Annotated in this window: 17 protein-coding genes, 1 tRNA gene and 1 riboswitch; of the genes, 10 read left to right on the top strand and 8 right to left on the bottom strand. The window is 71.5% G+C overall.

What is annotated here, in order from left to right; all coding sequences use genetic code 11:
• Position 1: 1 nt before the first annotated feature.
• Both OG799_RS28600 and pknB read left to right on the top strand, forming a co-directional pair.
• A complete protein-coding gene (locus tag OG799_RS28600; protein WP_406039349.1) occupies positions 2-1,339 on the top strand; it encodes a serine/threonine-protein kinase in 1,338 nt (445 codons plus the stop codon).
• Positions 1,336-3,141, top strand: a complete 1,806-nt coding sequence (gene pknB / locus OG799_RS28595) for a Stk1 family PASTA domain-containing Ser/Thr kinase (protein WP_406039347.1) — start codon at positions 1,336-1,338, stop codon at positions 3,139-3,141. The genes OG799_RS28600 and pknB overlap by 4 nt, the downstream gene beginning before the upstream one ends.
• A 69-nt stretch (positions 3,142-3,210) precedes the next feature.
• Here pknB and OG799_RS28590 read toward each other — a convergent pair whose 3' ends face one another.
• From OG799_RS28590 to OG799_RS28575, 4 genes are all read right to left on the bottom strand, one after another.
• Positions 3,211-3,861 (bottom strand): aminodeoxychorismate/anthranilate synthase component II, encoded by a 651-nt coding sequence (locus OG799_RS28590; RefSeq protein ID WP_406039345.1) that lies wholly within the window; start codon positions 3,859-3,861, stop codon positions 3,211-3,213.
• A 4-nt stretch (positions 3,862-3,865) separates the two neighbouring features.
• Complete coding sequence (locus OG799_RS28585; RefSeq protein ID WP_406039343.1) at positions 3,866-4,144, bottom strand: hypothetical protein; 279 nt, start codon at positions 4,142-4,144, stop codon at positions 3,866-3,868.
• A gap of 2 nt (positions 4,145-4,146) precedes the next feature.
• Positions 4,147-5,223 (bottom strand): class E sortase, encoded by a 1,077-nt coding sequence (locus OG799_RS28580; protein WP_406039341.1) that lies wholly within the window; start codon positions 5,221-5,223, stop codon positions 4,147-4,149.
• Between the two features lie 556 nt (positions 5,224-5,779).
• Positions 5,780-6,586, bottom strand: coding sequence for a DUF881 domain-containing protein (locus tag OG799_RS28575; protein ID WP_406039339.1), 807 nt, complete (start codon positions 6,584-6,586; stop codon positions 5,780-5,782).
• Positions 6,587-6,817: 231 nt separating this feature from the next.
• Between OG799_RS28575 and OG799_RS28570 the strand changes: the two genes are divergently transcribed.
• The 5 genes from OG799_RS28570 (at position 6,818) to OG799_RS28550 (ending at position 13,294) form a co-directional block, all read left to right on the top strand.
• The gene (locus OG799_RS28570; RefSeq protein WP_091126805.1) at positions 6,818-7,081 is read left to right on the top strand and encodes a cell division protein CrgA; all 264 of its coding nucleotides are present in this window, start codon (positions 6,818-6,820) and stop codon (positions 7,079-7,081) included.
• 324 nt (positions 7,082-7,405) lie between these two features.
• Positions 7,406-9,661 carry a heterodisulfide reductase-related iron-sulfur binding cluster gene (locus OG799_RS28565; protein WP_406039336.1) on the top strand — a complete coding sequence of 752 codons (2,256 nt, stop codon included), beginning with the start codon at positions 7,406-7,408 and terminating at the stop codon, positions 9,659-9,661.
• A 121-nt stretch (positions 9,662-9,782) separates the two neighbouring features.
• The gene (locus OG799_RS28560; RefSeq protein ID WP_406046435.1) at positions 9,783-11,117 is read left to right on the top strand and encodes a hemolysin family protein; all 1,335 of its coding nucleotides are present in this window, start codon (positions 9,783-9,785) and stop codon (positions 11,115-11,117) included.
• Positions 11,110-12,114, top strand: coding sequence for a hemolysin family protein (locus OG799_RS28555; RefSeq protein ID WP_406039334.1), 1,005 nt, complete (start codon positions 11,110-11,112; stop codon positions 12,112-12,114). The genes OG799_RS28560 and OG799_RS28555 overlap by 8 nt, the downstream gene beginning before the upstream one ends.
• A 178-nt stretch (positions 12,115-12,292) precedes the next feature.
• A complete protein-coding gene (locus OG799_RS28550) occupies positions 12,293-13,294 on the top strand; it encodes an NlpC/P60 family protein (RefSeq protein ID WP_406039332.1) in 1,002 nt (333 codons plus the stop codon).
• A 62-nt stretch (positions 13,295-13,356) separates the two neighbouring features.
• On the opposite strand, the gene OG799_RS28545 is transcribed toward OG799_RS28550, so the two are convergent.
• Complete coding sequence (locus OG799_RS28545) at positions 13,357-15,387, bottom strand: N-acetylmuramoyl-L-alanine amidase (RefSeq protein WP_406039330.1); 2,031 nt, start codon at positions 15,385-15,387, stop codon at positions 13,357-13,359.
• A 231-nt stretch (positions 15,388-15,618) separates the two neighbouring features.
• A riboswitch (cyclic di-AMP (ydaO/yuaA leader) is annotated at positions 15,619-15,754 on the top strand.
• Between the two features lie 13 nt (positions 15,755-15,767).
• Here OG799_RS28545 and OG799_RS28540 point away from each other — a divergent pair.
• On the top strand, positions 15,768-16,802 hold the full coding sequence (locus OG799_RS28540; protein WP_406039328.1) for an NlpC/P60 family protein: 1,035 nt from the start codon (positions 15,768-15,770) through the stop codon (positions 16,800-16,802).
• Between the two features lie 42 nt (positions 16,803-16,844).
• Here OG799_RS28540 and dcd read toward each other — a convergent pair whose 3' ends face one another.
• Entirely contained in the window at positions 16,845-17,423 is a 579-nt protein-coding gene (gene dcd / locus OG799_RS28535; RefSeq protein WP_406039326.1) for a dCTP deaminase, read from the bottom strand.
• A gap of 78 nt (positions 17,424-17,501) precedes the next feature.
• Between dcd and OG799_RS28530 the strand changes: the two genes are divergently transcribed.
• Positions 17,502-18,062: a pyridoxamine 5'-phosphate oxidase family protein gene (locus tag OG799_RS28530; protein WP_406039324.1), complete on the top strand. Its 561-nt coding sequence runs from the start codon at positions 17,502-17,504 to the stop codon at positions 18,060-18,062.
• 68 nt (positions 18,063-18,130) lie between these two features.
• On the opposite strand, the gene OG799_RS28525 is transcribed toward OG799_RS28530, so the two are convergent.
• Positions 18,131-19,114 carry a zinc metalloprotease gene (locus OG799_RS28525; RefSeq protein WP_406039322.1) on the bottom strand — a complete coding sequence of 328 codons (984 nt, stop codon included), beginning with the start codon at positions 19,112-19,114 and terminating at the stop codon, positions 18,131-18,133.
• A gap of 253 nt (positions 19,115-19,367) precedes the next feature.
• Here OG799_RS28525 and OG799_RS28520 point away from each other — a divergent pair.
• Positions 19,368-19,441, top strand: a tRNA-Gly gene (locus OG799_RS28520).
• Between the two features lie 54 nt (positions 19,442-19,495).
• Here the strand turns inward: OG799_RS28520 and OG799_RS28515 are convergent.
• A complete protein-coding gene (locus tag OG799_RS28515) occupies positions 19,496-20,260 on the bottom strand; it encodes a tyrosine-type recombinase/integrase (protein ID WP_406039320.1) in 765 nt (254 codons plus the stop codon).
• Between the last annotated feature and the right edge of the window lie 281 nt (positions 20,261-20,541).

The following is a 20,541-nucleotide window of genomic DNA, read 5'->3' as shown; positions in this document are numbered from 1 at the left end:
CATGCTCAGCCCCGGCGTCCAGCTCGGCAACCGCTACCGCCTCGACGAGCGGATCGCCAGCGGTGGCATGGGCGACGTCTGGCGCGGCACCGACCAGGTGCTGGGCCGTACGGTCGCGGTGAAGAGCCTGCTCCCGGCGCTGCTCGACGAGCCCGGCTTCGCCGAGCGGTTCCGCGGCGAGGCCCGCACCATGGCCACCATCAACCACCCCGGCGTGGTCGACGTCTACGACTTCGGCAGCGACCAGCACATCGCCTTCCTGGTGATGGAGTACGTCGAGGGTGACGCCCTCGCCGCCACGCTGAGCCGGGTCGGCCGGCTCACCCCGGCCCGGACGATGGCCCTGCTGGCGCAGGCCGCCGACGCGCTGCACGCCGCGCACGAGAAGGGCATCGTGCACCGCGACGTGAAGCCCGGCAACCTGCTGGTCCGGCCGAACGGCACGCTGGTGCTCACCGACTTCGGCATTGCCCGCTCCGACCTGGTCGGCCAGCTCACCGCGGCCGGCTCGGTGCTCGGCACCGCCTCCTACATCTCGCCCGAGCAGGCCACCGGCGCGGTCGCCACGCCCGCGTCCGACGTGTACGCGCTCGGCGTGGTCGCGTACCAGTGCCTCGCCGGTCGACGCCCCTTCGAGGGGGACAATCCCCTCGAGATCGCCATGAAGCACGTCCGCGAGGCGCCCCGACCGCTGCCCAGCGACATCCCGCCGCAGGTCAAGGCGATCGTGGAGCGGGCCCTGGCGAAGGATCCGACGGCCCGCTGGCCGAGCGCCGCCGCGCTGGCCGGCGTCGCCCGGCAGGCCAAGCTGGCGCTGTCGCAACAGGCGCGTACCGGCGCGGGTCCGATCTCCGGCGTGCCGTCGTCGCCGGCCGCGCCGTCGGCCCGCGCCCAGGTGCCCGCCGCGGCCCGGCAGCAGCCCCGCCCGCCCGCAGTCGCGCCGCGCCCGCCGGTCGCCGCCCGACCGGCGGCGGCGCCGGTCGCGCCGCGCGGGGCGGCGCCGGTTCCCCAGCCCCGCCAGCACAATCCCCTCGGGTACGCCCGGCCGGCCGCCCCGGCTCCGCCGTTGCCGGCGCCCCGGCGGTCCCGGGCCGGCCTGTGGTGGACCGCCATCCTGGTGGCCGTGCTGGTCCTGCTCTGCTCCGGCGTGATTTCCTACAACTACCGGAAGGGCGCGGCGTCCGGTGACACCGGCGTGCCCGCTCCGGTGAGCGTGACCTCCGGCGCGGTGCGGGCCCACGGGGCCGACGATCCGGTCCGGACGTCGTACCGTTCTGGGGTACGGCTCCAGCCCGGTGGCGGCGAGACGACGACGAGCGAAGGACGAGAGACGCGATGACAGCGCAGGCCCGCCTGCTCGGTGGCAGGTACCAGGTCGGCGAGCTGCTCGGCTACGGCGGCATGGCGGAGGTGCACCGCGGTCGCGATCTCCGGCTCGGTCGGGATGTCGCGATCAAGATGCTCCGGACCGACCTCGCCCGGGACGCCACATTCCAGATGCGGTTCCGCCGGGAGGCGCAGAACGCCGCCTCGCTCAACCACCCGGCCATCGTCGCCGTATACGACACCGGCGAGGAGACCGCGCCGACCGGCGAGACGCTGCCGTTCATCGTGATGGAGTTCGTCAACGGACGGACCCTCAAGGAGGTCCTCGGCGTCGAGGGGCGGCTCCAGCCGCGCCGGGCGCTGGAGATCTGCGCCGACATGTGCGCGGCGCTGGAGTTCAGCCACCGGCACGGCATCATCCACCGGGACATCAAGCCGGGCAACGTGATGCTCACCCAGACCGGCCAGGTCAAGGTGATGGACTTCGGCATCGCCCGGGCGCTGGCCAGCGGCGCCACCACGATGACCCAGACCAGTGCGGTCATCGGCACCGCGCAGTACCTCTCCCCCGAGCAGGCGCGCGGCGAGGCGGTCGACGCCCGCTCCGACGTGTACGCCGCCGGCTGCGTGCTGTTCGAGCTGCTCTGCGGCCACCCGCCGTTCGTCGGCGACAGCCCGGTCAGCGTCGCGTACCAGCACGTCCGGGAGGCACCGCCCACGCCGAGCGACATCAACCCGGACGTCAACCCGGCGGTCGACGCGATCGTGCTCAAGGCGCTGTCGAAGAACCCGCTCAACCGGTACCAGAGCGCCGGCGAGATGCGGGCCGACCTGCTGCGGGCGGCCGCCGGCCGGCCGGTGCTGGCCACCCCGGTGCTGCGCGAGGACGAGACCGCCCCGATGGCCCCGGCCGCGGGGGGCTACCCGACCCAGGTGATGGGGCCGCAGAACCGACAGGTCCCGGCCCGGGTCGGCGACCCGGGCAAGCGCAAGAGCTCGTCCTGGGTGATCGCCACCTTCGCCGCGCTCGGCGTGCTCGCCGTGATCGCCCTGGGTGCCGCCCTCCTGCTCAAGGGCGGCAACGACAAGGTCACCGTCCCGGACCTGAAGGGCCAGCCGGAGGCCGTCGCCCGGGCCCAGATCCAGCGGGCGGGCCTGACCCCGGTGCTCGGTGATCCGGTGCTCAACAACACCTGCGAGAAGGGCACGGTGGTCGAGCAGAATCCGCCGGCAAATTCGCCGTTGGAGAAGACCCGGAACGTGACCATCCAGGTCTGCGGCGGCAAGAAGGAGGTCACTATCCCTCCTGGCCTGAAAGACTCCACGTTCACGAACGTCAAGGCGCAGCTTGAGGGTCTGGGCCTCACGGTCGACGACAGCCAGGTCGACAGCGGCCTGCCGGAGGGGACGGTCGTCGAGGTCGACCCGAAGGAAGGTAGCCAGGTGGCCCCCGGCAGCACCGTCAAGGTGAAGGTGTCGCGGGGCAACGTCAATGAGGTGCCCAACGTCCGCGGCTACACCAAGGATCTGGCCATCCAGCGGCTGACGGATTCTGGCTACAAGGTGCGGGTCCGGGACGGCGTCGAGGTGCCGGCGGACCAGGCCGGTAAGGTGAGCGATCAGAATCCGAAGGCTGGCACCAAGCTGGCGCGGGGCAAGACCGTCACGATCGAGGTCGACATCCCGGAGCCCACGCCGACCGAGACGCCGAGTGGCACCCCGACGACCCCGGACCCGTCCGGCTCGCCGACGGGCGGTGGCGGTGGCGGATTCCCGTTCCCCACGTCGCCGCCGGCGCGCCTGTCGACCTACTGACCAGCTTGATCACGAGCCGGGACAGCGCCGGATCGACGAGGTTGCGGTGACCGGGCGGGCGGACGCGGCTCAGGCGGCGGCGAAGGCGGCCCGGCGGCGGGCGTCGACCTCGGCGGCCAGCTCCGGAGCGCGCTCCAGCGCCTCCGGGTAGCCGCAGACGGCCAGCCAGTTCGCCAGCATGAGGTGCCCGCCCTGGGTCAGCACCGACTCGGGGTGGAACTGGACGCCCTCGATCGGCAGCGTCCGGTGCCGCATCGCCATCACCACGCCGGACTGCGTCGTGCCGGTGACCTCCAGCTCGTCCGGCAGCGTCTCGGGCAGCACGGCGAGCGAGTGGTACCGGGTCGCGGTGAACGGGTCCGGCAGCCCGGCGAGCACGCCGACCCCGGAGTGGCGCACCTCGGAGGTCTTGCCGTGCAGCAGCTCGGGTGCCCGGGTGACGGTCGCGCCGAACGCCTCGCCGATGGCCTGGTGACCGAGGCAGACGCCGAAGAGGGGCAGTTTGCCGGCGTACTCCCGGATGACGTCCAGGCAGATGCCGGCGCGGTCGGGGCTGCCCGGCCCGGGGGAGAGCAGGACGCCCGCCGCGCCGACCCGGCCGACCTCGGCGACGTCGATCTCGTCGTTGCGCCGGACCTCACAGTCGACGCCGAGCTGGCCGAGGTACTGCACCAGGTTGAAGACGAACGAGTCGTAGTTGTCGATCACCAGGACGCGCATCGGCTCACCTGTTCGGGGTGGAAGGCGGGGTGTTGTTCGATTCGGTGCTGTACGGCAGTTCCTCGTCGGTGGGCGCGCTGCTGGGCACGGTGAGGCCGCCCTCCTGGCCCCCGGTGTCACCGGACTCCTGGGTGACCTGGACGTCGTCGAAGGGGAGCAGCGGCTCCGCCCACGGGAACACCACGAACCAGAGCAGCGCCACCGTCGCGGCGGCGAGCAGCACCGAGCCGACCAGCTTGCCGGCCAGCCCGAACGGGAGCTTGCGCCAGATCCACGCGTACATCGTCAGCCTCCCAGCTCCGCCGGGGGTCCCGCCGACTTGGCCTGCGCGTGGTCCAGCCGGGCGTGGATGATCAGGCGCTGGTAGTTGTCGAACTTGGGGTTGCAGGTGGTCAGGGTGAGCAGCTTCTCGGTCGGCACGGCGTTCGGCTTCATCGGCACCGGCGCCACCACCTCGACCTGGGACGGCTTGACGACGTGGCTCTGGTAGACCTTGTAGATGTACCACTCGGTCTTGCCCTCGACCACGATGTCGTCGCCGGTCCTCAGCTCGTCCAGTCGCCAGAAGGTGGCCCGGATGCGGTGCCCCGCGACGGCGAAGTTGCCTACCTCGCCGGGGAGCGCGCTCTTCGGGTAGTGGCCCGGGGCGTACCGGATGTCGTCGGGGGTGACCCCCTCGACCACCACCCAGTGCTTGTCGAACTTGGGGATGTAGAGCCCAGCGATCGGCTTGCCCTCCCCCGGGGGCGTCGGCTTCTGGGTGGGCCCGGTCGTCGGCGCGACCGTCGGGCCCCACGCCTGGGTCAGCTGACTGTTCAGGTCGCTCTGGTGGGCGTCGACTATGACCGATTTGCCCCAGATCTCGTAGCCAGCGAAGAGCAGCACCACCAGGCCGAAGGTGATCAGCACCTCGCCGGTGAGCCGCACGCCGGACCGCAGCCGGGATGCGAAGGAGGGTCGGGTCAGCTCGGAGTAGACGCTCTTGTAACCCTTGTCGAGCTGCTCCGGGCGGAGCTGCACGACCCGTTCGCCACGGCGCGGGCGCGGCGGTTCGGCCGGGCTGTCGGCCTCGCCGTCGGAGCCGTCGCCGGTGTCCCGGACGGGTGGCACGGCGCCCATCAGCGCGGTCGAGTCGAGGGCCGGGTGGCTGGCCGGCCGACCGGTGACGGCCGGGATCACGGCGGTGGCCGCCGGGTCGACGGGACCGGCCGCTGGCGCCGCGGCGCGGAGTAGGCCGTCGGCCGGCGCCGCCGGGGCGGTGGCGGATCGGCTCTGCGGCCGTGCACCCACCTTGGGAATGATCGCGGTCGGCGCGTCGCCGACGGTGCCCGGGCGGACGCCGGGGGCGGTGGGTTGGTCCACGGGGGCCGGACAGCGGCGGTCTCGTCGGCGGTCCGGCCGCCGGCGCGGACCTGTGGCGCCTCGGCGGGGCCGGGTCCGGCCGGCCGGCGGTCCGGTTGACCGGCGGGCGGGGCCACGGCGTCGCGCGCGAACGGGCCGTCCGGACGGCGCGGCGGCTCGTCCGGCGTACGGCGGGTGCGCTGTTCGGTGGCGGCCTGCCAGGCGGGCGAATCCGGCTGGCGTGGCGCGTGGGCGGGCGCGGCGGGTCCCTGCGGGGTGGCCGGCGCCGGCGGCCGGGCCTGGGCGTTTCCCGGCCAGGCCGGCGGCGGGGAACGGTACGGGTTGGCCGGACCGGCGGGTGCGGCGGTCGGGCCTGGGGTGTCCGGCTGGCGCGCCGGCGCGGGGATGTCCGCTGGAGGCCGGGGCGACGGGGAGCGGGGCTCGATCGGCTCCGGCCAGGGCAGGTCGAGCGCGGGTCGGGGCGGGTCGGGCCGGTCGACCTTGGGGAGAATCGCGGTCCGGTCCGCGCTCTGGTCGCGGTGCCGCCCGTCCTGCCCCGCGGAGCGGCCGTCCTCGGTCACTGGGGAACCTTCGCGGACCGGAGGGCGGTCGAGTCCTCGAACGCCGGGACGGTCACCGTCGACACGGTCTCGCGGTAGCCGAGCTGGTAGTGGTCGACCGCTTCCCTGAACCACCGGACTCCCTCGGACGCGGCGAGGGCCTGCTGGAGGGCAGCGGGATCGCCGATCGCAACGATCTTGAACGGAGGGGAGTACACCCGGCCGTGCAGTAGCAGGGTGTTACCGACGCAGCGTACCGCGCTGGTGCTGAGCACCCGGACATTCATGATCGACATGGCCTCGGCCCCGCCGGCCCAGAGCGCGTTCACGACTGCCTGGACGTCGCCCTGGTGGACGACCAGGTCGTCGTTGCTGACGCCCTTGGGCAGCGTCTGGTCGTTGCGCCGGGGCGCGTCGTTCAGCTCGATGGTGACCCCGGTGCCGGTGAGCGCGGTGAAGCCGGCGGCCTGCCGGCTGGCGGCGGCGCGATCCCGCTGGGCCTTGATCGGGCCGTCGCTGTCGGCGAGGGCGGCGGTCTGGCTCTCGACCTCGGCGCGCAGCCGCGCGGCGCGCTGCTCGCTCGCCTCGACCTGCTCGCGACGGTCCTCGATCAGCTGGGTGAGCTGGGGTCGCCGGTCCTCCCGCAGCGCGGTGCCGCCGGCGGTTGTCGCGGTGGTGGTGAAGAGCAGTCCCGCCGCGGCGGCGATCAGCGGCACCCCGACCGACCACCCGGGCCGTCGTTGCCGGGCGCGCCGCGGCAGCAGGCCGGCCACGGCCCGCCGGAGGACCTTCTGCCAGGAGGCGGCGCCGGACGTGTACTCCACCGGGCGTTTCCTTCCCCGTCGTCTCGGGCCGGCCCGCGAGGGGGTGGACCGGTCTGCTCGACCCGAAAAGTCCCGCCCTTTTCGGTCACTCCATGCACCGGCCTGACCCCATTCGTGGCCGGGACGGTCCGTCGGGACTACGCTAGCTGTCGAACATTATTGGCCATGGACCGTCGCCCCCGCGCCCGGTTGTCAGGCCGGACGAGGTCGTCACCCCCTCTGGAGAGCGTCGTGCCCAAGTCTCAGGTCCGCAAGAAGAAGGTGTACACCCCGCCGACGGACGTACGTCCGACGGCGACGGCGGCGACGCGCAAGCCTAGCCCGGTGTGGTTGCCGATCACCGCCGTCGCGCTGATCGTCGCCGGCATCGGCTGGCTGGTCGTGTACTACCTCTCCGAGCAGGCGTACCCGGTCATGTCGTGGGGTTACTGGAACCTCGCGGTGGGCTTCGGCGCGATGGTCGCCTCGCTGATTCTGCTCTCCCGCTGGCGCTGATCCGCTCGGCCGTCCGGCCCGGTTCCCCCGCCGGGGGGCCGGGCCGTCGGCGTGGCGGGACGGTGGTACGTCACGTGCCGACGCCCCTGCCCGGCGCGCGCGGCCCGGTCCACCTAAGGTGTCCGCAGGGCGGCGTGGCCGGATGCGAGATGACTCACGTTACTGCTGGGTAACCTTGCGCGTAGGCTGCACTGCATGACCGAGCGGAGCGAGGTCATCGGCCGGTCGGGTCGGGGCAGCGGGAGCGGCACAGGGCCACCCGCGCCGTGAGCCGTACCCGGTCGCCGAGCCGCTCGACAGGCAGCAGACCGGGAGGCCAACTCGATGGGCAGCGTCCAGATCGTCACCACGATCCTCGCGGCCGCCATCACCGCGGTGGCGGTGGGGCTTGCGGTGCGCGCGGTCATGAAGATGGTGGCAGTCATCCGGCTGGGGCAACCTGCGCCGGAGCGGTTCACCGACAAGGGCACCCGCACTAGGACCATGCTGGTGGAGACCGCCGGTCACACCCGCATGCTCAAGTGGAGCGTGGTGGGCGCCGCGCACTGGTTCGTGATGGTCGGGTTCATCGTGCTGTCGCTGCTGGTGCTCGAGGCGTACTTCGAGGTGGTCACGCCCGCCGGCGGACTGCCGATCATCGGGCACTGGACGATCTTCGGCCTGGCCACCGAGCTGATCGGGATCCTCGGCCTGGCCGGCATCCTGGTGCTGATGGCGATCCGGCTGCGAAACCGGCCCGCCCGGCCCGGCAACCGGTCCCGGTTCACCGGCTCCACCATGTGGCAGGGCTATTTCGTCGAGTGGGTCGTGCTGCTGGTCCTGATCTTCGGCTTCGTGATCCGGGGCTTCAAGGTGGCCACCGACCACTTCGAGTACCCGGTCTGGGCCACCCCGCTCAGCCACGCGGTCGGCGCCGCGCTCCCGGCCTGGACGGCCGGCGTCAGCGTCGCCGCGCTGATCAAGATCGTCATCTCGATGACCTGGCTGATCGTCATCTCGCTGAACGTCACGATGGGCGTCGCCTGGCACCGCTTCCTGGCGTTCTTCAACATCTTCTTCAAGCGGGAGCCGGCCAAGGCCGCCGGTTCCGGCCTCGGCCCGCTGCGACCGATGATGAGCGACGGCAAGCCGCTCGACTTCGAGGAGGCCGACCCGGAGAAGGACCAGTTCGGCGTCGCCCAGGTCGAGCAGTTCTCCTGGAAGGGCCTGCTGGACTTCAGCACCTGCACCGAGTGCGGCCGCTGCCAGTCGCAGTGCCCGGCCTGGAACACCGGCAAGCCGCTGTCGCCGAAGCTGCTCGTGCTGAGCCTCCGCGACCACGCGTACGCCAAGGCGCCGTACCTGCTGGCCGGCGGCGGCAAGGACCTGACCGGCGAGGAGAAGGCGACCGCCGCCCAGCTCGCCCACATGGACGTGCTCGCCCTGGCAGAGGCCGACCGGCCGCTGATCGGCACCGCCGAGGAGGGCGGCGTCATCGACCCGGACGTGCTCTGGTCCTGCACCACCTGCGGCGCCTGCGTCGAGCAGTGCCCGGTGGACATCGAGCACGTCGACCACATCGTCGACATGCGGCGTTACCAGGTGCTGATCGAGTCGAGCTTCCCGTCCGAGGCCGGCGTGATGCTGCGCAACCTGGAGAACAAGGGCAACCCGTGGGGCGCCCCGCAGAACACCCGCGAGGACTGGACCAAGGGCCTCGACTTCGAGGTGCCGCGGGTCGGCGAGGTCGAGGACTTCGAGTACCTGTTCTGGGTCGGCTGCGCCGGCGCGTTCGAGGACCGGGCCAAGAAGACCACCCGGGCGGTCGCCACGCTGCTCAACGAGGCCGGCGTCAAGTTCGCGATCCTCGGCGAGGGCGAGACCTGCTCCGGCGACCCGGCCCGCCGGATCGGCAACGAGTTCGTCTTCCAGATGCTCGCCCAGCAGAACGTCGAGACCCTCAACGAGGCGTTCGAGGGTCGGGAGAAGGCCAAGCGCAAGATCGTGGCCACCTGCCCGCACTGCTTCAACACCCTGGGCAACGAGTACGGCCAGCTCGGCGGCGAGTTCGAGGTGGTGCACCACACCCAGCTCCTGGCCCACCTGGTCAGCACGGGCAAGCTCACCCCGGTCCAGCCGGTCGACGGCGGCGTGACCTACCACGACCCCTGCTACCTGGGCCGGCACAACCGGGTCTTCGCCGCGCCGCGTGAGGTGCTCGGCAGCGCCATCGGCGGCGGAGCCGGAGATGGCCAGGGTGGCGCAGCCGCGATCTCCGGTGCAGGCCGCGACAGCGGCCTCATCGAGATGCCGCGCAACAGCGAGCGCTCCTTCTGCTGCGGCGCCGGCGGCGCCCGGATGTGGATGGAGGAGAAGATCGGCAAGCGGATCAACGTGGACCGGGTCGAGGAGGCCATGGCCACCGGGGCGAAGACGGTCGCCGTCGGCTGCCCGTTCTGCTCGACGATGCTCAACGACGGGGTCAACGGCAAGGGCGCCGGCGAGCAGGTCGAGGTCATCGACGTGGCCAGCGTGCTGCTCCGCTCGGTCAAGCCGGACACCGCGCCGGGTGAGAAGGAGACCGCGCCGGTCGCCGGCTGAGGTCGTACCCGCGAAAGCGCACGCACGACGGCGGCGGCACCCACGAGGTGCCGCCGCCGTCGTCGTGGTCCGGAGGCTCGCGAACTCGTGCCGCGGGCCGGCCCGTGGAACAATCCCACCCATCGACGGTCTGTTGCTCGGCACGCTGTTGCCCCTGGTCGGCTTCGCGCTGCTGACCGCCGGCAACGCGTTCTTCGTCGCGGCCGAATTCGCCCTGGTCACCGTCGACCGCGCCGAGATCGACCGGCGGGCCGCCGACGGTGACGCCCGGGCCGTCACCGTGCGCCAGGCGCTGCGGGAGCTCTCCTTCCAGCTCTCCGGCGCGCAGCTCGGCATCACCATCACCGCGCTACTCACCGGCTACCTCGCCGAACCGGCCCTGGCCCGGCTCTTCGCCCCGCTGCTGCGACCCGTCGGCGGCGCCGACCGGTTCAGCCCGCTGCTCGCCCTGGCCCTCGCGACGCTGATCTCGATGCTCTTCGGCGAGCTGGTGCCGAAGAACCTGGCGCTGGCCCGGCCGATGCCGGCCGCGCTGGCCACCGCCGCGCCGATGCGCGGCTTCGCCCGGGCGTTCGGCTGGCTGATCCGGGGGTTGAACAACTCCGCCAACCGGCTGGTCCGCCAGCTCGGCGTGGAGCCGCAGGAGGAGCTGGCCAGCGCCCGGTCACCCGAGGAGCTGGGGCTGCTCGCGGCGATCTCCGCCCGGGCCGGCGCGCTGCCGCCGGACACCGCGATGCTGCTGCGCCGGACCATCCGTTTCGGCGACAAGCGGGCCGCCGAGGCGATGACCCCGCGGGTCGACGTGATCGCCTTGCGGGCCACCGCCACGGTGGCCGAGCTGCTGAACCTCTCCCAGCAGACCGGGCGGACCAGGTTCCCGGTCTTCGAGGAGACCCTGGACCTGGTCACCGGGGTGGCCGGGGTGCCGGACGCGCTCGGCGTGCCGCTGGCCCACCGGGCGTCCACCCCCGTCGCCGCGGTCGCCCGGGAACCCGTCTACGTCCCGGAGAGCCTCGACCTGGACGGCGTCCTCGCCGCGCTCAAGGACGCCGGCGCCGACCTGGCCATCGTGGTCGACGAGTACGGCGGCACGGACGGCGTGGTGACCGTGGAGGACCTGGTGGAGGAGCTGGTCGGGGAGATCGCCGACGAGTTCGACCCGGACGCGGTCGACGACCTCGGCCCGATCGAGCTGACCGTGCCGGGTGGCGAGCGGACCGTCCTGGTGGACGGGGTGCTGCGCGAGGACGAGGTGGCCGAGCAGACCGGCTTCCGGCTGCCCGAGGGGCCGTACGAGACCCTGGCGGGCTTCCTGATGGCCCGGCTCGGGCACATCCCGGTGCCGGGCGAGGCGGTCGAGGAGAGCGGGTACGAGTTCACCGTGGTCGAGGTCGAGCGGCACCGGATCGAGCAGGTCCGGGTGGTCCGCCCGGAGGAGCCCGACGACGATGACTGAGCTGCTGGCCGCCGTGCTGCTGCTGCTCGGCAACGCCTTCTTCGTGGGCAGCGAGTTCGCGCTGATCGCCTCCCGCCGTACGGTGCTCGAACCACTCGCCGCCGGCTCCAAGCGGGCCCGGTGGGCGCTGTCCGCGATGAACCAGATCCCGCTGATGATCGCCGGGGCGCAGCTCGGCATCACCATCTGCTCGCTGGGACTGGGCGCGATCGCCGAGCCGGCGCTGGCGCACCTGCTGGAGTCGCCGTTCGAGGCGCTGGGGTTGCCGGTCGGGGCGGTGCACCCGGTGGCGTTCCTGATCGCCCTCGGCGTGGTGGTCTTCCTGCACACCGTGGTCGGCGAGATGGTGCCGAAGAACATCACCCTGGCCGGTCCGGAGCCGTCGGCGCTCTGGCTGGGCCCGGCGATGCTGGCGTTCTGCGTGGGCACCAAGCCGCTGCTGCTGGCGATGAAGTGGTCGGCCCGGCAGGTGCTGCGGCTGTGGGGGGTCGAGGCGACCGACGCGGTGAAGACCGTGTTCACGGCGGAGGAACTGGCCGGGCTGGTCTCCCAGGCGCGTACCGAGGGGCTGCTGGACGCGGAGGAGCACGCCCGGATCACCGGCGCGCTGGCCCTGCACAGCCGGACGGCTGCGGACGCGTTGCAGCCGTGGTCGACGGTGACCACGGTGGCCGAGGACGTCTCACCGGCGTCGCTGGAGGTGCTGGCCACCGGCACCGGCCGGTCCCGCTTCCCGGTGGTGCAGCGGTCCACCCGCCGGGTGCTCGGGTTCGTGCACGTCAAGGACGTGCTCGGGTACGCCGGCGCGAGTCGCCGGGCCCCGGTGGCGGCGGAGGTCTACCGGCCGCTGGCCGTGGTGCCGCCGGACCGTACGCTGGCCGACCTGCTGCTGTCGATGCGGCGCGAGCGGCGGCACATGGTCCTGGTGAGCGACGGCCGCCGGCCGCTCGGCGTGGTGACACTCGACGATGTATTGACGGCGATCGTTGGCGAGTAAATGAATACCCTTGGTGTGCAGGTGGTTGCGCAAACGTGATTGAACGAAAGGCCGCCTTGATATCACCCCGGGGCTTCCCTAATGTGGGGCACCGACCGCTGTGGGTCGTCTGCCTCGATCTTCCCCCTCACGAGGCGCCTGGCGGTCGGTTGCAAAGGAGTCGGTGCCGGTGGCAACCATGCCCCCTCATCGTCACGACCGGAGTAAGCCTTCGGTCCGACCGGTCGGCGCTCGCCGGGTCGTACACCGTCTGCTCACCCTGGTCGCGGCCGTAGCGGTCGGCGCCGGACTCGTCGCCGCGCCCGCGCACGCGGCCCCTTCGGTCGACGAGATCGAGGCGCAGATCGACAAGCAGTGGGAGCAGTTGGAGCCCACCATCGAGGGCTACAACAAGATCCGCGCCCAGCTGAAGGTCAACCAGAAGAAGTCCGCGGACCTGCAGAAGAAGATGGCGCCGCTGGAGCTGCAGTCCGCGCTCGCCATGAACCGGGTCGGCGACCTGGCCTCCCGCTACTACATGCAGGGTCCGTCCCAGGAGGTCGGCGCTCTGCTGGTCGACGCCAAGCCCGGGACGCTCGCCGAGCAGCTCACCATCCTCGACCGGCTGGCCGCCGAGCAGCGCAAGCAGGTCGCCGGGGTGCTCGCCATCCGCGACAAGTACAACCGCGAGAAGCAGAAGCTGGACGCGCTGATCGCCACACAGGTCAAGCAGCGCGACGAGATGGCGGCGAAGAAGAAGCAGATCGACGCCGAGATCAAGCGGCTCACCGCCTCGCTGCCGAAGACCACGGTGAAGGTGGCGGGCTGTCCGACCATCAACGGCGTGGTCAGCAGCGCCGCGCAGACCGCCATCCGGGTCGCCTGCCAGCAGGTCGGTGACCCGTACGTCTGGGGCGCCACCGGGCCGAACTCGTTCGACTGCTCCGGCCTGACCCAGTACGCCTACAAGGCGGCGGGCATCTCCCTGACCCACTTCACCGGCGCCCAGTGGAACGAGGGCAGGGCCGTCTCCCGCACCGACGCCCGCCCCGGTGACCTGGTGTTCTTCTACAGCGACCTGCACCATGTGGGCCTCTACCTCGGCAACGGCCTGATGGTGCACGCGCCCCGGACCGGCAAGCCGGTCCAGGTGACGCAGGTGAACTACATGCCGGTGGCCGGCTACCGCCGGGTCACCTGATCCGATCCGACGACGAAGGCCCCCGGTCAGCTGACCGGGGGCCTTCGTCGTGCCGCCGGGGACTACTCTGGTGAACCCACCGCCGCCGGCAGGATGAGCACGTCGTCCAGGTTGGCGAACATCACCCGGTGACCGAACTGCATCTGCACGTACTGGTTCTCGCCCCGGACCACGGTCCGGTCGCCGGGGGCGGAGCCGTCGAAGGAGACCGCCCGGTAGTACTCGCCCGGGAGGACGCCGCCGAGTGCGTACCGCTGGCCCGCCGCGAAGGTGTACTGCAACGGCGAGATGGTCTGGTACGGGATGGTGGCCGGGTAGGCCGCCCGCTCCGGGTAGGCCCGGCCGTACACCGGGATGGTGGCCTTGCCCGGCTTGGGCGTCACCACGAAGCCCTGCGCCCACTTGGCCGTGGGGGCCGACGCCGGGTTGAGGAACCAGGCCTTCTGGCCGAGGTACCAGATCGCGGTCCAGTCACCCTGGACCTCGGCGAGGGCGTACGTCTGGCCGGCCGAGGCGCGGGCGCCGTGGTCGGAGATGTACATGGTGTCCGGCGTGCCGTTCGGCCGCAGGCCGCGATCGTTGACCAGCGGGGCGGACTCGCTCGGGGCGGTGTGCAGGATGACCGAGGAGGAGCCGCGCAGCGGGCACGGCACCGCCGGCGGCGTGGGCTTCGGCACGCCGGGCGGCTGCTGGTTGCAGCCGAGGAACGCCGGGCGGTTGGTGGCGTAGTCCGGGTCGATGGTGACCAGGCCGGTGTGCGGCGTGCCGGTCGACTGGAACGGCGCCTTCATCAGGTCGAAGTAGTGCGACCAGTCCCAGTACGGGCCCGGGTCCCAGTGCATCCCGGCCACGTTCCCGGGGAGGATGCCCGGCACGTTGTCGTGGCCCAGGATGTGCTGCCGGTCCAGCGGGATCTGGAAGCGCAGGGCCAGGTGGCGGACCAGCTTGGCCGAGGTCCGGTACATCGCCTCGGTGTACCAGGTGCCGTGCCCGGCGAAGCCCTCGTGCTCGATGCCGATGGACTTGGCGTTGACGTACCAGTTGCCGGCGTGCCAACCGACGTCCTTGGCCTTGATGTGCTGGGCGACGTAGCCGTCCACCGAGCGCAGCGTGTAGTGCCAGCCCAGGTAGGTCTTGTCCTGCACGAGCTTCACGCTCGGGCCGAAGTAACCCTCGGTGTCGTGGATGACGATGTACTCGATCTTCTGCTGGGCGGGCCGCTCGCCGAGGTCGTGGTTGCCGTAGTCGCCGGAGTTCGGGCCGTACTTCTCGTACGGCGCGGGGATCCACTCACAGGCCAGGCGGACCGGGCACTCCAGCCCGTCCGGCCGTTCGGCGCGGCGCAGTCCGAGCTTGTGCAGCCCGGACTCGTCCGGCGTCACCGCGGTGGCGGCGAGGGTGACCCGCTGGCCGTCGTCGGTGGTCCGGCTGGCGCCCTGGCCGATCTGGTCGTACACCTCGTCGGCGAAGGCCGCCGCGGCGTCCTCGGTGTCCGCGCCGGAGTAGCGGGCCACCGCGCCGTACCAGGCCGCCGGGTCGCTGCCGGCGCCGACCGGCGCGGCCAGTTCTTTCTGGTACGACGCCAGCAGCGCCGCCCCGCCGCGGATGTTGGCCGCTGCGTCGGTGCGCAGCGTCTCCTCGGCCGCCCCGGTGAGCGCGGCGGCGGCGTCGAGGGTCTGCAGGGAGGCCTGCGGCAGGAGGTCCCCCGGGGTGGCCGCCGCTGCGGTGTCGACGACCAGGGGCCGGGACTCGTCGCCCCGGGGGTCCTCGTTCTCGTCGACGTGTGCGCTGGACGGCGTGGCGGCGACCTGTTCGGCGTCGGTCAGGTGCATCGGCCCATAGCCGCCGCTGGTGCTGGGCTGGCCGGGGTGGGTGTCCCAGCGGGATTCCAGGTACGACACGCCGAGCAGGACGCTCTCCGGCACGCCGTACTCGGCTGCTGCGGCGGCGTACTGCTGTTGGCGGTCGGTGGGTCCGGTCGGCCCGGCGTCGGGTTCGGCGGCGACGGGTCCGGTGGTGAGGAGAACGGTGGCCGCCGCCACGGCGGCGGCGAGCAGAGCTCGTCTGGTTGGGGGCACTGGCGAACGGAGCATGGAACCTCCAGATCGGGCGGAAGTCACTGCGTGCTCACCCTCGCCCCACGCATGGCGCTGGGTCAATACCTTTCCCCGTGATGATGTTGAGTGAAGGAAACCTTCACCGCGCCGATCGCCGGGAACTTCGGTACGGAGTGTCACGGCGTCGTGGGTTGCGGATCGATAACGGAGATCTCTACTCTGGTCAATCGTCGACCGATGTATGCACCGCCCAACCGGGGTGGTGACGGTCCGACACCGCCGAGTCGCCTCCGGGCGAGCCGGGGAACCAGGTACCTGGGGTGAATCCGCGACACTGCGGTAGGGCGGCTCCCTTCCCGTCCGAACCCGTCAGCTAACCCGGTAGGCGGTCAGCGAAGAAGGAGTACGGAAGCCCGGTGGCACACCATGCCCCGCGGCGACCGTCGGTCCGGTCGGTCGACCGGACGACGGCTGCGCCGCGTCCACGCTGGTCCCGCTTCACCACCGCACTCGCCGCACTGGCCGGCACCGCCGTCATCCTGACCGGCGGCGCCACGGCGGCGCACGCCGACCCGTCGGTCGCCGAGATCGAGCGCCAGATCGACCAGGACTGGAACAAGCTCGAACCGATCATCGAGCAGCACAACGCCACCCGTCAGGACCTCGCCGTCAAGCGGAAGCAGGCCGACGCGCTGGCCAAGCAGATCGCCCCGCTGCAGCTCCAGGTCGACCTCGCCATGGGTCAGGTCAGCGGCCTCGCCGCCGACGCGTACAAGGGCGAGCAGCTGTCGACGGTGAACGCGCTGCTGGGCAGTCGCTCCCCGGCCGACGTGGTCAACAACCTCGAACTGCTCGACCGCTTCGCCCACCGTCAGCAGCAGCAGGTGAGTTCCGTCGTCGAGCTTCGCGACCAGCTGGCCGCCAAGAAGAAGCCGCTGGACGAGATGGTCGCCCAGCTGGCCCGCACCGAGGCCCAGCTCGCGGCGAAGAAGAAGCTGATCAACGCCGAGATCGCCAAGCTGGACAAGCTCCGGCTCAAGGTCTACGGCAACGGTGGCGGCGGCCCGCTGCGGCCCGCGCCCTGCCCGTCCGGCTATCCGGGCGGCCCGGCCGGCATCGCGGTCAAATTCGCCTGCGCCCAGATCGGCAAGATCTACGTCTGGGGCGCCGCCGGCCCGGACCACTACGACTGCTCCGGCCTGACCATGGCCGCCTGGGCCAAGGCCGGCGTGTCGCTCCCGCACAACGCCCGCCAGCAGCACGACGTCACCCGCCGGGTGAGCCGGAGCGAGCTGCGCCCTGGCGACCTGGTCTTCTACTACAGCGACCTGCACCACGTCGCGATGTACGTCGGCGGTGGCTGGGTGGTGCACGCCTCCCAGTCCGGCAAGCCGATCACGATGAAACGCGTCGACGACGGCCAGATCAACAGCTACGGCCGACCGGGCTGATCCGCCGGAAGGGGCTCCCGCGCCATGGGGGCCCCTTCGCCGTCAGCGGGTCGGCCAGGTGCGCCAGTTCTGCCAGGACCGGCTCGGCGTCGGACCGCGCTGCCCCTGGTAGCGGGAGCCGTAGACCGCCGAGCCGTACGGGTGCTCGGCGGGCGAGGAGAGCCGGAAGATGCAGAGCTGACCGATCTTCATCCCCGGCCAGAGAGTGATCGGCAGGTTCGCCACGTTGGAGAGCTCCAGCGTGACGTGGCCGGAGAAGCCCGGGTCGATGAAGCCGGCGGTGGAGTGGGTGAGCAGCCCGAGCCGACCCAGTGAGCTCTTCCCTTCGAGGCGGCCGGCGAGCTGGTCGCCCAGTGAGATCACCTCGAGCGTCGACGCGAGCACGAACTCGCCCGGGTGCAGCACGAACGGCTCGCCCTCGGGCACCTCGACCATCGAGGTCAGGTCGTCCTGCTGGACCGCCGGGTCGATGTGCGTGTAGAGGTGGTTGTTGAAGACCCGGAATAGCTTGTCCAGGCGTACGTCGATGCTGGACGGTTGCACCAGCGTGGGCTCGAACGGCTCCAGCGCGAGCGTGCCCACCTTGATCTCGGAGACCAGGTCGCGGTCGGAGAGCAGCATCCGAACACCATAGCGACCGGTACGGGTGACCTGCGTGTCGGACTGCGCGTTCGTACGTGTGTTCGATAGAATGTCGGCATGGCTTCCTGGTCCGAATTCGCCGCCGACGAGCCCCGCCTCGCCGACGAGATCCGCCTTCTCATGCAGCAGTACGGGCCGGGCTTTGGCTATCTCGCCACGGTCCGCGCCGACGGCGGCCCCCGCGTCCACCCGGTCTCGCCGGTCATCACCGACGAGGGGCTCTTCTGCTTCGTCCTCGACTCGCCCAAGCGCCGCGACCTCGAACGCGACGGCCGCTACGCGCTGCACTCGTTCCCGCCCGAGGAACGCGACGACGAGGCGTACGTGGCCGGCCGCGCCCGGCCGGTCACCGACCAGGCCCGGGTGGCCCGGGTCGCCGAGATCGGCCGGGCCGCGCCGCAGGTCGACTGGCGGCTGTTCGAGTTCACCGTCGACGTGGCCATGCTGACCCGGCGCGACCAGGGCGGCGCGGCCGATCCGGTCGACGGTTCCGCGGCGCCGGCGGTGCAGGTCTGGTTCGATCCGCGGGCGGGCGCGCCCGCGCGCCGGGTCGGCGCCACCGCAACGGAGGGCCGGCGCGGCCGGCACGGGTTCGACACCCGCCGTCCGGCCGCCTGAGGCAGCGGAAACGCCGGTGCCGGCCCCGTCCGAGGACGGAGCCGGCACCGAGTCGCCGTACGGCTGCGTTACGCCGCGCGGTAGGCGTTCCACGCGGTCAGCATGCGGCTCGCCTGACCAGGGGTGAACTGGTACATGCACGAGTCGTAGGTGTAGTCCATGAAGTTTGTGATCGGGTCCAGGCCGGCCGTGGTGCAGGTGTCCCGCCCGGTCGGGCACTGGAACGCCGGCGACGACTCCGCCGGGGTGTCGGAGACGCTGTCACCCGAGCCGGAGCAGCCACCCTGGAAGGTGTGGTAGAGGTTCAGCCAGTGGCCGACCTCGTGGGTGCCGGTGTCGCCCTGGTTGTAGTTGGTGGCGGTGCCACCCGGCAGCGACTCGTTCAGTGCGACGACGCCGTCCATGCTGTCCAGCTTGCGCTTCGGGAAGGTCGCCCAACCCAGCAGGTTGTCGCTGAGCTCGCCCAGGTAGAGGTTGAGCGTGCTCTTGCCGCCCTCCCGCAGCGAGGACTTCATCTGCCGCTCGGCCGTGGAGCCCTGGACAATCGGGTACCAGGCGGCGTTGGTCACGTGGTGGACCTTCTGCAGCTGGAAGCTGAACGCGGTCGGTGCGCCGCCGGTCGCACCGGCGTAGGCCTTGTTGAGTACGTCGATCTGGGCGGTGACCAGCGAGTCCGGGATGTTGCCGCCGGCCCGGGTGGTGTCGCGCTGGATGACGTGCACGACCACCGGGATGGAGACGGTGGCCAGCGTGGTGACGCCGGCGCCGGCGCGGAAGTTGGCCCGCTCGCGCAGCGCGGCGGCGAGGTCGGCCTCGCGGTCGCGGACCTGCTTGGCGGTCAGCGTGTTCGGGTCCAGCTTGGCCGAGCCGCCCTTCTTGATCCGGGCGTCCGAGTGGACGTCGGTCGGTTCGGCGCAGGACGCGCCGGGGGCGGCCGAGAAGGCCGAAGCAGCGGGAACGACGCCCACGGCAGCGGTGCTGAGCAGCAACGCGAGGGTCGTCGACGCGACGCCGGCGGTACGCCGGGTCAGCAGGTTGGGACGAAGTCCCATGGGCCCACCTCTTTCTGGCGGCACGACAGGGGGTATGTCGCGCCGTGGCTGAGAACGTGTGGGTGACGTTACAACCCATCGACGGATTTGAGAACGGGTATATATTGCCGCGAGGAAACTTTTCCCTGCCTGGCCGTACGGCGGTGTTTTCAAGATTGTTTCGGGGTCGTTTCGGCGGCGGCGAGGGGTCGGTGGCGCGCCGGGGGTACCTGGATGCACGGGGGCGGTGACCTCAGGTACAGTGGTGCCGCCTGCGGGTGTAGTTCAATGGCAGAACATCAGCTTCCCAAGCTGACAGTGCGGGTTCGATTCCCGTCACCCGCTCCACGTGCGAGGCCCAGGTCAGGACATGTTTCCCGACCTGGGCCTCATGCATGCCGGTCACTTCTTGCGCTTGCCGTGCCCGTTGCGTGCCCGATCGCGGCCCTTCTTGATCTGGTCACTGAGCCCGTCGGCGATGTGCTCGTCGCGCTCCCGGGCCGTGTGTTGATAGATCATCGCGGCGCGGGTGGAGGCGTGTCCCATCCGGGCCATGAGGTCGGCGAGGCTCGCCCCGGTCCGTGAGGCCAGGGTGTTGCCGGTGTGCCGAAGGTCGTGGAAGTGGAAGCTGGGCAGGCCGACCGCCGCCACCGAGTCGCGCCACTTGCAGGTGCGCTGGAAGTTGGAGCGGCCAGGACAGCGCCGGTCGCGCCGGTGAAGACGAGCGCGTCCTGGTCCTCGTCGACGAAGTCGTCCAGGTGTGCGCGCACATCGCGTCGGATGGCCGCCGGGATGGTGACCATGCGGAGCCCGGCGGCGGTCTTCGGTGGTCCGGAAGGTCAGAGTGCCGTCCTGGCGCTCTACCAGGGTCGCGCGGACCGTCAGGGTCTTGCAGCGCGGGTCGAAGTCGTGGCGGCGTAGGGCCGCGAGCTCTCCATTGCGGAGGCTGGCGAAGGCAGCCAGGAGGATGAGGACGCGGAGGCGTCCGGGCACGATCTCGGCGAGCTGGAAGACCTGGGCGACGGTGGCGGTCGGCCGCTCGGTCGGCCGTTCGATGCCAGCGACCTGGATGCGGCAGGGGTTGCGCCGGATGAGTTCGTCATCGACGGCGGTATTCAGCACGGCGCGTAGAAGGCGGTACGCCTTGGCCGTCATGGTGGCGCTCACGCCATCGGCGAGGAGGTCAGCCCGCCAGGCCCGGATGGCACCCGGCGTCAGATCGGTCTGGACTGCAACCGTGGAGTGGCAGCTCCGCATGCAGCTCATCGAGTCCCGGGCGATCGCGCTACGAGCCCTCTTTCTCTCGACCAACGCCTGACCCGGGCAACCGGCGGCGGTCGTCGCCCGGGAAGGCCGGCCGGGCTGCCGGCGATGTCGGGTCTCAGGACCACCGTGACAGATCAGTCTGGGGACGTGGGTGACACGTCCGGCTAGGCGATCATGGCGTG

This window comes from Micromonospora sp. NBC_00898, from assembly GCF_045207895.1.
Lineage (GTDB): Bacteria > Actinomycetota > Actinomycetes > Mycobacteriales > Micromonosporaceae > Micromonospora.
This window is presented reverse-complemented; position numbering and strand designations above follow the sequence as displayed.